Below are 13025 nucleotides of genomic sequence, written 5' to 3'. Positions count from 1 at the left end.
CCGCCTCAAAATCCGGTTGCGCAAGTCCCCGGTGCCGTCCCGAGAATGACCACCATGACCTCTTCGACGACGGCCTGGACCGTCGCCCCCGAGCCCGTCGGTTCCCCCGACGCCCTCGCCCTCTGGCGGGCGTACTACACGGAGGTCAGCGACCGCTGGTATCTGCTGCACGAGGGCCGCCGCACCGACCCGGACGAGCTGGAGCGGGAGATCGCGGCCGGGTCCGAGGGCGGGCTGACCCCGCCGGACGGGCGGCTGCTGGTCGCGCGGTACGGCGGCACGCCCGCCGGCACCGCGGGCGTACGGCGCACCACGGACCCGGCGGTCGCCGAGCTGACGCGGGTGTTCCTGCTGCCGGACTGGCGCGGCAAGGGCGGCGCCGCCCTGCTGGTGGCCGCCGCCGAGGACGCCGCCCGCGCGCTGGGCGCCGGCCGGCTGGTCCTGGACACGCGCGGCGACCTGGTGGAGGCGCGCACGCTGTACGCGCGGCTCGGCTACGAGGAGACCGCCCCGCACAACGACGAGCCGTACGCCGAGCACTGGTTCGCCAAGCACCTCGTCTGACGGGGCGGCCTCAGCCGAACCTGGAGGCCGCCGGGCGCCCGTCGTGCGGCTGTTCCCGCTCCGAGCCGCACAGCTCGTCGTTCAGGTCCCGCACGAGGGCCGTGAGGTCGGTCGGGCGGCCCGGCTCCCACCAGTCGCCCAGCAGTTCCGCCAGCGACTCCTCACGCGCGCGTGCCAGCCGTTCGGCGACCTCTCGGCCCTGCTCGGTGAGGAGCAGGTCGAGCCCGTCGCGGACGGCGAGCCGCCGTTCCTCGACCTGCCGGGCGGCCTCCATGATGACGGCCAGCGGCACGGTGCTGCGCTCGGTGAGCACCGCCGGCTCCACCCAGCCGTACCGTTTCATCCGCAGCAGCAGCCAGCTCGCGGCGGGCAGCAGGTCGTAGCCCGCCCGCGCGGTGATCCTCCGGTACACCTCGCGCCGTCCCTCGCGGGTGCCCAGCACCGACAGCGCGCGGCACACCTCGTCGTACGACGACCGCTCCACCGGGTTGCTGGCCAGCGTCTCCGTCACATCGGGCGCGGTGACGGAGCCGCGCAGCCGGTCCTCCCTCAGGAACCAGGCCAGGACGAAGCCGACGAGGGCGACCGGCACGGCGTACAGGAAGACGTCCGTGATGGCCGTCGCGTACGCGTGCAGCGCGGCCGGGCGCAGCTCCGGCGGCAGCTGGGCCAGTCCGCGCGGGTCGCCCTCCAGGGCGTCCACCGAGACACCGGGCGGCAGCTCCGCGCCCCGGAAGGCGGCCGTGAGCTTGTCGCCGAGGCGTCCGGCGAAGATCGTGCCGAACACGGCCACTCCGAACGCGGCCCCGATGGACCGGAAGAAGGTCGCGCCGGAGGTGGCGACGCCCAGGTCCTCGTACGACACCGCGTTCTGCACGATCAGCACCAGCACCTGCATGACCAGGCCGAGGCCGAGACCGAAGACGAAGAAGAAGGCGCTGATCTGCGCGTTCGAGCTGTGCTCGTCCAGTTCCTGGAGCAGCAGCAGGCCGAACGCGGTGATGCCGGTGCCCGCGATCGGGAACACCTTCCAGCGGCCGGTGCGGCTGACGATCTGCCCGGACCCGGTCGACGCCAGCAGCAGGCCCAGCACCATCGGCAGCATGTGCACGCCCGACATGGTCGGCGAGACGCCCTGCACGACCTGGAGGAACGTCGGCAGGTACGTCATCGCGCCGAACATCGCGAAGCCGACGACCAGGCTGATCACGGCGGACAGGGTGAAGGTGCGGATCCGGAACAGTTTCAGCGGGAGCACCGGCTCCGCCGCCCGGCGCTCCACCGCGACGAACGCCACCGCGAGCACCACGCCGAGCACGACCAGGCCGATGATCCGCGGCGATCCCCAGCTCCAGGTGGTGCCGCCGAGGGAGGCGACCAGTACGAGGCAGGTGGCGACCGAGGCGATGAGGAAGGTGCCGAGGTAGTCGATGGCGTGGCGGGCGGTCTTGCGCGGGATGTGCAGCACGGCGGCGATCACGGCGAGCGCGACCACGCCGACCGGCAGATTGACGTAGAAGACCCAGCGCCAGCTCAGATGCTCGGTGAACACGCCGCCCAGCAGCGGGCCCAGCACGCTCGTCGCACCGAAGACGGCGCCGAACAGCCCCTGGTACCGCCCCCGGTCCCGCGGCGGCACCAGGTCCCCCACGATCGCCATCGACAGCACCATCAGCCCGCCGCCGCCCAGTCCCTGGAGCGCGCGGAAGGCGATCAACTCGGGCATGTTCTGTGCCATGCCGCACAGCGCCGAGCCGATCAGGAAGATCACGATGGCGGTCTGGTAGAGCCGTTTGCGTCCGTACTGGTCGCCCAGTTTCCCCCACAGCGGCGTCGCCGCCGTCGCCGCCAGCAGATAGGCGGTGACCACCCACGACAGATGGTCCATGCCGCCCAGCTCGCTGACGATCGTCGGCAGCGCGGTGGACACGATCGTCTGGTCCAGCGCGGCCAGCAGCATGCCGAGGAGCAGGGCGCCGATCGAGACCATGACGTCATTGGGGACATGTTCCCGGGCACTCACCCCGCGCTGCGGGCCGCGCGGCTGAGCCGCTGTGCTGCGCGCGTCCTCGGCCATGAAGACCTCCCGAGGTTCGGTCGACACCATCCATCGTCATCGGTGTGACCCGTTATGGCCTGTTGAGTCCTGTGCGGCGGCGGGGATCCACCGGGGCCGCGGTCACGGCCTCCACGGAATCTGCATAATCACTGGAGTTCGCGAGCGGGAGGGGCGGAACGTGGCGGAGCCGAAGGGGCACGCGTGCCCGGAGTGCGGGGCGGCCCGGGGGGCCGACAACACCCCGTCGTGCGCCTGCGGCGAGCGTGCGGCCGACGCGCTGCGCGACGCCCGCACGGCGGAGCAGGCGGCGGCGGAGGACTTCGACCCGCTGCGCATACGCCCGTACGTCGACCTGGACGGCACCGCCGAGCCGCCCGCCCCGCCCTCGGACGCCGAGCCGACCATGCCGCTGCGCCCGGTGCCCCCCGAGCCGGCGGTCACCACCACGCTGCCCACCCCCCTGGCGCCCCCCACGGCCACCCCCGGCGCGACCGATCCGAACCTGTTCGACGAACACGCCCCGGACGGCGAGACGCCCACCGATCCCGTCGGCCCGGCCCGCCCGCGCCGCCGCCGCACGGTCGCACTCGTCGTGTCCGGTGCGGCCGTCGCCGTCGTCGCGGCGGCGGGCCTGGCCGCCGGGCTCTTCTCCTACGACACACCGTCGCGGGACACCGCCCTGCCGGAGGACGTCCGCGAGGCCGTCCCCGAGGCCCGCACCAGCGAGGCGTCCTCCGCTCCCGCCCCGAGCACGGCCTCCGCGTCCCCGGCGTCCGCCTCCCCGTCCCCTTCGGCCAGCGCCTCCGCCTCCCCCACCCCGAGCCCGTCGAAGTCGAGCGCCTCCCCCACCCCGACCCCGACCGCCACGCCCACTCCGACCGCGTCCACGACCACCGCCCAGCCCACCGTGTCGGCGGTCGCCCCGGCGGAGAACGCCCCCGTCCTCCAGCGCGGCGACAGCGGCCCGGAGGTCACCGAACTCCAGCTCCGCCTGCGCCAGCTCTACCTCTACAACGGCGACGCCCACGGCTACTTCGACCACCCCGTCGAACATGCCCTGCGCACCTACCAGTGGTCCCGCGGCCTCCACGACGAACTCAGCGTCTACGGCCCGAAGACGCGGGAGGCCCTGGAGAGGGAGACGCGGGAGCCCTGAGCGGTGGCGCCGAGTGGCTGCCCTGAGGGGCTGATCGGGCGCCAGCCCGCGCCCCGACCCGCACCAGCGCCCTCGCCGACGCGGGACAGCCCGACCCCGACGGCGGTGCGGCCGTCACCCCAGCCGTACCGTCGACCCGCCCGCAGGCCCGGCCCGGCCCGCACCATCGGCCCCGGCCACCGAGCGGCTCCACCCGCGCCTCACCGCGGCGCCGGAGGGAATGCCGGGGAAACCGCGCCCTGGGGGGTGTCGATGTGCAGCCGTATCGTGCCGTCCGCCGTCGGCTCGACGCGGAGCTGGGTCAGGTCCCGGACCAGCGCGTCCGGGCGGTGGGCGGCGGCCCGGGGGCCGACGCCGACGACGCGCATGCCGGCCGCGCGGCCCGCGGTGATGCCCGCGCCGGAGTCCTCGAAGACGACACAGTCGGCGGGGGCGATGCCCAGTTCGGCGGCGCCCTTGAGGAACCCCTCGGGGTCCGGCTTGCTCGCGCCGACGGACTCCGCGGTGACGCGGATGTCGGGCAGGGGAAGGCCCGCGGCGGCCATGCGGGCCGTGGAGAGGGCGACGTCGGCCGAGGTCACGAGGGCGTGCGGGAGGCCGCGCAGGGCGGCGAGGAAGGCGGGCGCGCCGGGGACCGGCACGACGCCGTCCAGGTCGGCGGTCTCCTCGGCGAGCATGCGCGCGTTGTCCGCGTGGTTCTGCTCCATCGGCCGGTGCGGCAGCAGGACGGCCATCGATGCGTATCCCTGGCGGCCGTGGACGACCTTCATCACTTCGTCGCCGTCGAGCCCGTGCCGGTCGGCCCAGCGGCGCCAGATCCGCTCGACCACGGCGTCGGAGTTGACGAGGGTGCCGTCCATGTCGAGCAGGAGGGCGCGGGCGGTGAGCACGGTGGTGGCCGTCATCGGCAGCAGCTCCAGGATCGGGGGAACAGAGCGGCCCCGCCCGCCGGTCAGGGAAAACGGACGGGAGCCACTTTGTTTCTCCACGGTACAAAACAATTCCGGCATCCCGCCAGCGCCCCGGCGAAAACTTCATCCGCCGTTCAGTCCGGGAGCGCGGGACGGCGGCTCACCCGGCCACCGCCTCCCACAGGCTCCACCCGCCCAGCACCAGCATGACCACCGCCGCGACCTTGGTGATCAGCTTCAGCGGCACCCGCTTCATCAGGGCCTTTCCGCCGACGATGCCCAGCCCGGCCACCGCCCACAGCGCGAGCACCGCACCCAGGCCGACGGAGAGCGGATCGTCGTAGCGGGCCGCGAGGTTCGCCGTCATGATCTGCGTGAGATCACCGAACTCGGCGACGAGGATCAGCGTGAAACCGGACCCGGCGACCTTCCAGAAGGACTGGTTCTCGGGCTTGCGGATCTCCTCCTCGTCCTCGTCCTTCTTCATCAGCAGCACCGCCGCGCCGCCCAGGAAGAGCACACCGGTCAGCGCGTGCAGGATCTGCTGCGGCAGCAGGGTGAGCACACTGCCCGCCGCGACGGCGAGCGCGACATGCAGCGCGAACGCGGCGGCGACTCCGGCGAAGACGTAGGAGGCGCGGTAGCGGGTGCCCAGGACGAGGCCGGCCAGCGCGGTCTTGTCGGGCAGTTCGGCAAGGAAGACGACGCCGAAGACGAGCGCCGTGACGGTCAGGCTGATCAAGGTTCCTCAATCGGTCGGGACTGCCCCCGCCGAGAGTGCTGAGCCCTTCAAGGCGACACCTCGGCAAGGACAGCACACGGCACCCGTGCCGTGCGGCACGGGTGTGCACTGCTTGCCGAAGGTCTCGCTGGCCGGTTCACGAGGAATTCGGGGAATTCCGTGAGACGCGGCTCCGGGCGCCGGCCCAGCTGGGCTGAGCAGTATGTCGACGGTCCGGCGAAGAGCTACTCCCCTTCTGCGCCGTCCATCGTACGCGACCCGGCGCACGGCCTCACGGCCGAAAGTTCGATGACGCACCTTGTCGCGTCATGTACGCGTCATTAGCTTCTTACCGTACGCACACCCGTACGCAACGCCCCGCCGCGAGCATTCCCACGCTCACACCCGGCACCCCACACCCCAAGGGAGTTTCGCATGCCCAGGTTCTACGCGCGTCGACAGTTTGGCATGGTCACGGCATTCAGCGCGCTGCTCGCCTCCGTGGCGCTGTTCAGCGCCCCGTCCGCCTCCGCCGCCCTCCCCACCCCCGTCAGCGCCACCACCGCCCGCACCTACCTCGCCTCCCTCCCCGTCGCCACCGAGGACCGCACCGGCTACAGCCGCGACCTCTTCCCGCACTGGATCACCCAGTCCGGCGCCTGCAACACCCGCGAGGTCGTCCTCCAGCGCGACGGCACGAACGTCGTCCAGGACTCCGCCTGCGCCGCCGTCAGCGGCAACTGGTACTCCCCCTACGACGGCGCCACCTGGACCGCCGCCTCCGACGTCGACATCGACCACCTCGTGCCGCTCGCCGAGGCCTGGGACTCCGGCGCCGACAGCTGGACCACCTCCCGCCGCCAGGCCTTCGCCAACGACCTGACCCGCCCGCAGCTCCTCGCCGTCACCGACAACGTCAACCAGGCCAAGGGCGACCAGGACCCGGCCACCTGGATGCCGTCCCGCACCGCCTACCGCTGCACCTACGTCCGCGCCTGGGTGCAGGTGAAGTACTACTACGGCCTCTCCGTGGACTCCGCCGAGAAGAGCGCCCTCCAGAGCCACCTCGCCGGCTGCTGAAGCCGTCCGCCATAGCGCCTGCCGCATCCGTTCGGCTCGCTGAATCGGTTCGGCGGAATCTCCCCGCCCCCCTCCGTCGTTCCGTACCGTACGGGGCGACGGAGGAGGATCCACCATGGCCGGACTGCGCCTCGGACCGCTGCTCAGATACACCGACGGCTCGACCGCGACCGTCTGGGTCGAGACCAGCCGCCCCTGTACCGCCGAGGTGCGCTGCGCCGACGGCTCCACAGGCACCACCCACACCTTCCAGGTGGCGGGCCACCACTACGCCCTGATCGCCGTGACCGGGCTCACCCCCGGCACCACCACGGCGTACGAGGTCCACCTCGACGGCACGCGCGTGTGGCCGCCGTCCGACAGCCCCTTTCCGCCCTCCGTCATCCGCACCGGCCTCGCCGACGACCCGGTGCGCGTCGCCTTCGGCTCCTGCCGCTGGGCAGCGCCACCCGCCAGCGACCGGCCCGGCCCCACCGGGGAGGCCCGCGAGAAGGACCCCGTCGGCCCCGACGCCCTCGACACCTACGCCACGCGCCTCGCCGCCGACCCGGACACCGAGCGGCCCGACGTGCTCCTGCTGCTCGGCGACCAGGTGTACGCCGACGAGACCTCCCCGGCCACCCGCCGCTGGCTCGCCGGCCGCCGCGACCTGCGCGAACCACCCGGCAGCGGGGTCGCGGACTACGAGGAGTACACCCGGCTCTACTACGAGTCCTGGCTCGACCCCCAGGTGCGCTGGCTGCTCTCCACCGTCCCCACCTGCATGATCTTCGACGATCACGACGTCATCGACGACTGGAACACCTCCGCCGCCTGGCTCGCCGACATGCGGGCCACCCCGTGGTGGCGGGAACGGCTGCTGAGCGGGCTGATGTCCTACTGGGTCCACCAGCACATCGGGAACCTGTCCCCGGCCGAACTGGCCGAGGACCCGCTCTACCGGGCCGTACACGAAACCTCCGACGCCACCGACCTCCTGCGCGCCTTCGCCGCCCGCGCCGACACCGACCCCACCACCGTGCGCTGGAGCTACCGGCGCGACTTCGGCCGGGTCCGGCTGCTGATGGTCGACTCCCGCGCGGCCCGCGTCCTGGAGGAGGGCTCCCGGTCCATGCTCGACCCCGGCGAGGCCGCCTGGCTGCGCGAACAGACCCTCGCCGGCCGGGGCACCTACGACCACCTGCTCATCGGCACCTCCCTGCCCTGGCTGCTGCCGCACCTCATGCACGACGCCGAGGCCTGGGACGCGGCGCTGTGCCGGGGCGACAAGGGACCGCGCTGGGCCCGGCTCGGGGAGAAGCTGCGCCGGGCCGCCGACCTGGAGCACTGGGCGGCGTTCCCGGAGTCCTTCGCCGGCCTGGCCGACCTGATCGCCGAGGCGGGCTCCGGGAGCGACGCGCCCGCGACGGTGTGCGTGCTCTCCGGGGACGTGCACCACGCGTACCTGGCCGAGCCGGCCTGGCCCGCCGGACGCGGCCCCGACGCCCGCGTCCTGCAACTGACCTGCTCCCCCGTCCACAACCGCATCCCGCTCCCGCTGCACCTGGCCTTCCTGCTCGCCTGGACCGGCGCGGCACGGTTCGCCGGGCGGCGGCTGGCGGGACACGGCGGCATCCCGCGGCCGCCGGTGGACTGGCGGAAGACCGGCGGTCCCTGGTTCGGCAACCAGCTCATGACCCTCACCCTGCGCGGGCGTTCGGCGGTACTGCGCCTGGAGCAGGCCCGCGCGCGGCGGCGCGGCGAGGGGCGGCTGACGACGGTGGAGGAGTCGGTACTGACCGGCCCATGAGGCCTGATTGCCGGACATCCGGGATCTGTGGGACGCGCGTTGCCATCTGGGGAACGCGCGTTGGCTTGCGCGCCCCCCGACGGCATGATGAGCCGGACCGTCCGCTTCCGTGGGCGGGACACGTCCACCGAGACGAGGGTCGTGCGCTCCCCGTGGACGTCCCGTCCCTCCAACGCGCCCCCACGCCCGGGAGTCATCCTTTTGTCTACAGCGAACGCGGAGAACACCGGCAGCCCCGCGCAGCTCTCCGTCGCCCTGGTCGGTGCCGGTCCGCGTGGCACCGGTGTCCTGGAACGCCTCTGCGCCTCCGCCCCGTCCCTGCTCCCGTCCGGCACCCGGCTGACGGTGCACGTCGTCGACCCGGCACCGCCCGGCCCCGGCGGGGTCTGGCGCACCGACCAGTCGCCCGAGCTGCTGATGAACACGGTCGCCTCGCAGGTGACCCTGTTCACCGACGACAGCGTGGACTGCTCCGGCCCGATCCGGCCGGGGCCGAGCCTGTACGAGTGGGCGGGCGGCGATCTGGGCCCCGACGACTACCCGACCCGCGCCCACTACGGCCGCTATCTGGAGTGGGTGTTCGCCGAGGTGGTGCGGCAGGCGCCGCCCGGGGTGCGGGTGGAGACCCACCCGGCCCGCGCGGTACGGCTGGCGGACGGCCCCGACGGCCGTCAGACACTGACGCTGGACGACGGCCGCGAGCTGACCGGCCTCACCGCCGTCGTCCTCGCCCAGGGCCATCTCCCGGCCACCGCGGACCCGGAGCAGCGCCGCCTCACGTCGTACGCCACCGCGCACGGCCTGCGTCACATCCCGCCCGCCAACCCGGCGGACGTGGACCTGACCGCCCTGGCCCCCGGCGAGCCGGTGCTGCTGCGCGGTCTCGGCCTCAACTTCTTCGACCACCTCGCCCTGCTGACGACCGGCCGGGGCGGCCGTTTCCTGCGCGAGGGACGGGAAGGGCGGCGGGAGGCGCGGACATTGCGCTACGTCCCTTCCGGGCGCGAACCGCGGCTGTACGCCGGGTCCCGGCGCGGCGTCCCGTACCAGGCGCGCGGCGACAACGCCAAGGGCCCGTACGGCCGGCACATCCCGCAGGTGCTCACCCCGGAGGTCGTCTCCGGGTTCCGCAAGCGCGCCGACTCGGGCGACGCGCCGGACTTCCTGACGGAGATCTGGCCGCTGGTCGCGAAGGAGGTGGAGACCGTCTACTACACGGCACTGCTGCGGCGGCCCGACGTCACCGAGCGGTTCCTGGCCGTCCCGTACGGGGACCCCGAGGAAGCCCGGCTGCTCGACGAGTTCGGGGTGCCGAGGAGCGCCCGCTGGTCCTGGGAGCGAATATCCCGGCCGTACGGGGAGCGGGAGTTCGCCGATGCCGGTGAGTGGCGGACGTGGCTGCTGGGCCACCTGCGCGAGGACGCCGCGCAGGCCGCCCTGGGCAATGTGCGCGGGCCGCTGAAGGCGGCGCTCGACGTGCTGCGCGACCTGCGCAACGAGATCCGGCTGATCGTCGACCACGCGGGGCTGACCGGCGCCTCCCGCCGCGACCACCTCGACCGCTGGTACACCCCGCTCAACGCCTTCCTCTCCATCGGCCCGCCCCGCCGGCGCATCGAGGAACTGGCCGCGCTGATCGAGGCGGGAGTGGTGGAGGTGCTGGGGCCGGGCCTGGAGGTGCGGTGCGCGGACGGGGCCTGGACGGCGCGCTCCCCCCGGGTGCCGGGCTCGGAGGTGCGGGTGACGACGCTCGTCGAGGCCCGGCTGCCGGAGCCCGACGTGCGGCGCACCGCCGACGCACTGCTCGCCGGGCTGCTGGCCGACGGACAGGCACGCCCCCACACGGTCGACGGGTACGAGACCGGAGGGCTGGACGTGACGCCGCGCCCCTACTTCCTGATCGACCGGCGGGGCAGGCCGCACGAGCGGCGGTTCGCGTTCGGCGTGCCCACGGAAGGGGTGCACTGGGTGACCGCGGCGGGGGCGCGGCCCGGGGTGGACTCGGTGACGCTGGCGGACGCGGACGCGGTGGCGCGGGCCGTGCTGCGGAAGGCGGCGGCGGAGGCGGACGAGCCCGGCTCGGACCCTGACCTCTGGCTAAATGTTGAACTTGCAAGCATTGATTAGGCGCACCTAACGTGGTGCTCCACTCGGTTCTGTCCCCCACGGGTCCGCCGGACCCGCCCGACCGAAGGAGCCCCCCACATGACCGAACGCCTCAACAGTGCACAGCCGTATGTGATCGGCCTGTTCCGCATCGTAGTCGGCCTGCTCTTCGCCTGCCACGGTGCCGCCTCCCTGTTCGGCGTCCTCGGCGGGGCGGCGGGCAGCGACGGCGGCACCGTCGCCGCCGGAACCTGGCCCGGGTGGTACGCGGCCGTGATCCAGCTGGTCGGCGGCGTCCTGGTGCTGCTCGGCCTCGGCACCCGAGCGGCGGCCTTCATAGCCTCCGGCTCGATGGCGTACGCCTACTTCGACGTCCACCAGCCCATGGGCCTGTGGCCGCTGGAGAACGGCGGCGAGGCGTCGGCGATGTTCTGCTGGGCCTTCTTCGTGCTGATCTTCACCGGCTCCGGCGCGTTCGGCCTGGACCGGTTGTTCGCCAGGCGCACCGCCGGGGCGGAGCCGGCGCAGCCGAAGGCCCCGGTTGCGGCATGACGGCGTGAGCGTGAGCGGCGTAGTCGGGCGTCATGCGGGCGGGCGGTCCGGGGGATCCCTGGAGCGCCCGTTCCCGGCCACGCGGTGAACACCCCGTGCCGAACACACGAGCCCCCCAAGAACCCTCTGTCACACCCCCGGCGTACCCTCGTAGGGCTTACGGGGGACAACGGGGAGTAACAGTGCTGGAGAGTGTGGGGGCGCTGACGGGCAGTCCATGGATCTACGCCATGGTCGCCACGTCGGTCCTTTTCGATGTGTTCCTGCCGGTTCTGCCGAGCGGGGTGCTGGTCATCATGGCGGCGACCGCGGCCGCCGCGGGCACCGGCGCGGCGACCGGCAAGGTCCCCCACGACGTCCCCGACATCCTCGTCCTGACCCTGTGCGCCACGACCGCGTCGATACTGGGCGACCTCGTCGCCTACCGCCTCGCCTGGCGCGGCGGCGACCGGCTGGACCGCGCGCTCGCCCGCTCACCCCGCCTCAGCCTGGCGCAGGAACGTCTCGGCGCGGCGCTGGCCCGGGGCGGCGGCGCCCTCGTCGTGCTGGCCCGGTTCGCCCCCGCCGGCCGCTCGGTCGTCTCGCTCGGTGCCGGCGCCGCCCGCCGCCGCGCCCGCGACTTCCTCCCCTGGTCCGCGCTGGCCGGCCTGTCCTGGGCCACCTACAGCGTCGCCCTCGGTTACTTCGGCGCCCACTGGCTGGGCACGACCTGGCTGGCGACGGGGGTGTCCGCGCTCGCGCTGTTCGGGGCGGGGGCGCTGGCGACGTTCGTGATGCGGCGGGCGTAGGGAGAGGGTCTGCGGGCTCGGCTGCCGCGGCTATCCGGCCCTGCGGGCGGGCTGCCCCCGCACCTCCAGACCGGCGAGCAGTTCGGCCGTGGCCCCGGCGATCGCGTCGACGGCCCGGTCGAAGACCTCGCGGTTGTGCGCGGCCGGTGCCCGGAACCCGGACACCTTCCGTACGTACTGCAGCGCGGCGGCCCGGATGTCCTCCTCCGTCGCCTCCTCGGGCAACACGGGCGGACGTAGCGTCTTGATGCTCCGGCACATGGCCCCAGTCTCCTCCTTCCGCGCCTCGCGCGTCTCGTCCTTCGAACCCGCACTGTGCGGATCCGCGCCCCGGATGCCATGATCCACACCGAGGCGGCCACCGACCCCGGGGCCGACCGACGAGAGGAGCCACCTCGTGGCACACACCATTGCCGTACTCGGCCCCGGCGGCGTGGGCGGACTGCTCGCCGCGCTGCTGTCCCGCGCCGGCCACCGAGTGATCTGCCTGTCCGGCGAGGACACCGCGCGCACCCTGCGCACCACGGGCGTGCGCGTCCGCAGTTCCCGCTTCGGCGACTTCACCGCGCCCGTCGAGGCAGCCACCGCACTGCGCGAACCGGTCGACGCCTGCCTGATCACGGTGAAGCACACCGCCCTCGACGCCGCCCTCACCCGCCTCCCGGCGGACCCGGACGCGCTCGGTGACACCCTGCTGGTCCCGTTCCTCAACGGCGTCGAGCACCCCGCCCTGCTGCGTGAGCGCTACCGTCCCGAGCAGGTCGCCCCGGCCGCGATCCGCGTCGAGTCGACCCGGGTCGCCCCCGGCGAGATCGAGCACACCAGCCCGTTCGCCGAGATCGACCTGACCGGCGGCCCGGTCCCGCGCGCCCGCCTCGACGCCCTCGCGGCGGTCTTCGCCGCGGCCGGTCCGGCGACCCGGGTGCTGGCCGACGAAACGGCGGCACTGTGGGCGAAGATGTCGTTCCTGGCGCCGTTCGCCCTGCTCACCACCCGGTACGCCGTGCCGCTCGGCGAGGTCCGCACCCGCCACCGCGAGGAGCTGACCGCGCTGGTCGCGGAGACCGCCGCGGTGAGCCGCGCCTGCGGCGGCCCGGCGGACCCGGCCCAGGCACTGGCCCGCTACGACGCCTTCCCGGCCGCCACCAAGTCCTCCATGCAGCGCGACGCGGAAGCGGGCCGTCCGCTGGAACTGGACCCGATCGGCGGGGCGTTGCTGCGCGCGGCGCAGCGGCACGGCGTCTCCGTGCCCGTCGCCGAGAGGGTGGTGCGCGCCCTGCGCGACGCCGGCCACTGACC

General features: G+C 73.6%; 12 protein-coding genes. 8 read left to right on the top strand and 4 right to left on the bottom strand.

The annotated features are described in order from the left end of the window. Positions 1-54: 54 nt before the first annotated feature. Positions 55-564, top strand: a complete 510-nt coding sequence (locus VE614_RS10005; RefSeq protein ID WP_324934847.1) for a GNAT family N-acetyltransferase — start codon at positions 55-57, stop codon at positions 562-564. A gap of 10 nt (positions 565-574) precedes the next feature. Here the strand turns inward: VE614_RS10005 and VE614_RS10000 are convergent, their stop codons facing one another. Then, complete coding sequence (locus VE614_RS10000; protein WP_324934846.1) at positions 575-2641, bottom strand: MDR family MFS transporter; 2067 nt, start codon at positions 2639-2641, stop codon at positions 575-577. 160 nt (positions 2642-2801) lie between these two features. Between VE614_RS10000 and VE614_RS09995 the strand changes: the two genes are divergently transcribed. Further along, positions 2802-3779 carry a peptidoglycan-binding domain-containing protein gene (locus VE614_RS09995; RefSeq protein ID WP_324934844.1) on the top strand — a complete coding sequence of 326 codons (978 nt, stop codon included), beginning with the start codon at positions 2802-2804 and terminating at the stop codon, positions 3777-3779. A gap of 200 nt (positions 3780-3979) precedes the next feature. Here the strand turns inward: VE614_RS09995 and VE614_RS09990 are convergent, their stop codons facing one another. Then, a complete protein-coding gene (locus tag VE614_RS09990) occupies positions 3980-4684 on the bottom strand; it encodes an HAD family hydrolase (protein ID WP_324934842.1) in 705 nt (234 codons plus the stop codon). A gap of 166 nt (positions 4685-4850) precedes the next feature. Next, positions 4851-5432: a TMEM165/GDT1 family protein gene (locus VE614_RS09985; protein WP_324934840.1), complete on the bottom strand. Its 582-nt coding sequence runs from the start codon at positions 5430-5432 to the stop codon at positions 4851-4853. A gap of 414 nt (positions 5433-5846) precedes the next feature. Between VE614_RS09985 and VE614_RS09980 the strand changes: the two genes are divergently transcribed. The 5 genes from VE614_RS09980 to VE614_RS09960 all read left to right on the top strand — a co-directional run bounded on the left by VE614_RS09980 (position 5847) and on the right by VE614_RS09960 (position 11726). Continuing rightward, the gene (locus VE614_RS09980; RefSeq protein WP_324934838.1) at positions 5847-6491 is read left to right on the top strand and encodes an HNH endonuclease family protein; all 645 of its coding nucleotides are present in this window, start codon (positions 5847-5849) and stop codon (positions 6489-6491) included. A 115-nt stretch (positions 6492-6606) separates the two neighbouring features. Next, positions 6607-8280, top strand: a complete 1674-nt coding sequence (locus VE614_RS09975; RefSeq protein ID WP_324934836.1) for an alkaline phosphatase D family protein — start codon at positions 6607-6609, stop codon at positions 8278-8280. A gap of 87 nt (positions 8281-8367) precedes the next feature. Further along, entirely contained in the window at positions 8368-10407 is a 2040-nt protein-coding gene (locus VE614_RS09970) for an FAD/NAD(P)-binding protein (protein ID WP_414719554.1), read from the top strand. 78 nt (positions 10408-10485) lie between these two features. Then, positions 10486-10938, top strand: a complete 453-nt coding sequence (locus VE614_RS09965; RefSeq protein ID WP_324934832.1) for a DoxX family protein — start codon at positions 10486-10488, stop codon at positions 10936-10938. A gap of 182 nt (positions 10939-11120) precedes the next feature. Then, a complete protein-coding gene (locus tag VE614_RS09960) occupies positions 11121-11726 on the top strand; it encodes a DedA family protein (RefSeq protein ID WP_324934830.1) in 606 nt (201 codons plus the stop codon). 30 nt (positions 11727-11756) lie between these two features. Here VE614_RS09960 and VE614_RS09955 read toward each other — a convergent pair whose 3' ends face one another. Further along, positions 11757-11987 (bottom strand): DUF2277 domain-containing protein, encoded by a 231-nt coding sequence (locus tag VE614_RS09955; protein ID WP_324934828.1) that lies wholly within the window; start codon positions 11985-11987, stop codon positions 11757-11759. Between the two features lie 136 nt (positions 11988-12123). Between VE614_RS09955 and VE614_RS09950 the strand changes: the two genes are divergently transcribed. Beyond that, positions 12124-13023, top strand: coding sequence for a 2-dehydropantoate 2-reductase (locus VE614_RS09950; RefSeq protein ID WP_324934826.1), 900 nt, complete (start codon positions 12124-12126; stop codon positions 13021-13023). The last annotated feature ends 2 nt before the right edge of the window (positions 13024-13025 follow it).

It is taken from the genome of Streptomyces sp. (genome assembly GCF_035645055.1).
In the GTDB taxonomy this organism is placed as follows: domain Bacteria; phylum Actinomycetota; class Actinomycetes; order Streptomycetales; family Streptomycetaceae; genus Streptomyces.
Note: the sequence above shows the minus strand (reverse complement) of the source record. Positions and strands in the feature narration are given on the sequence as shown.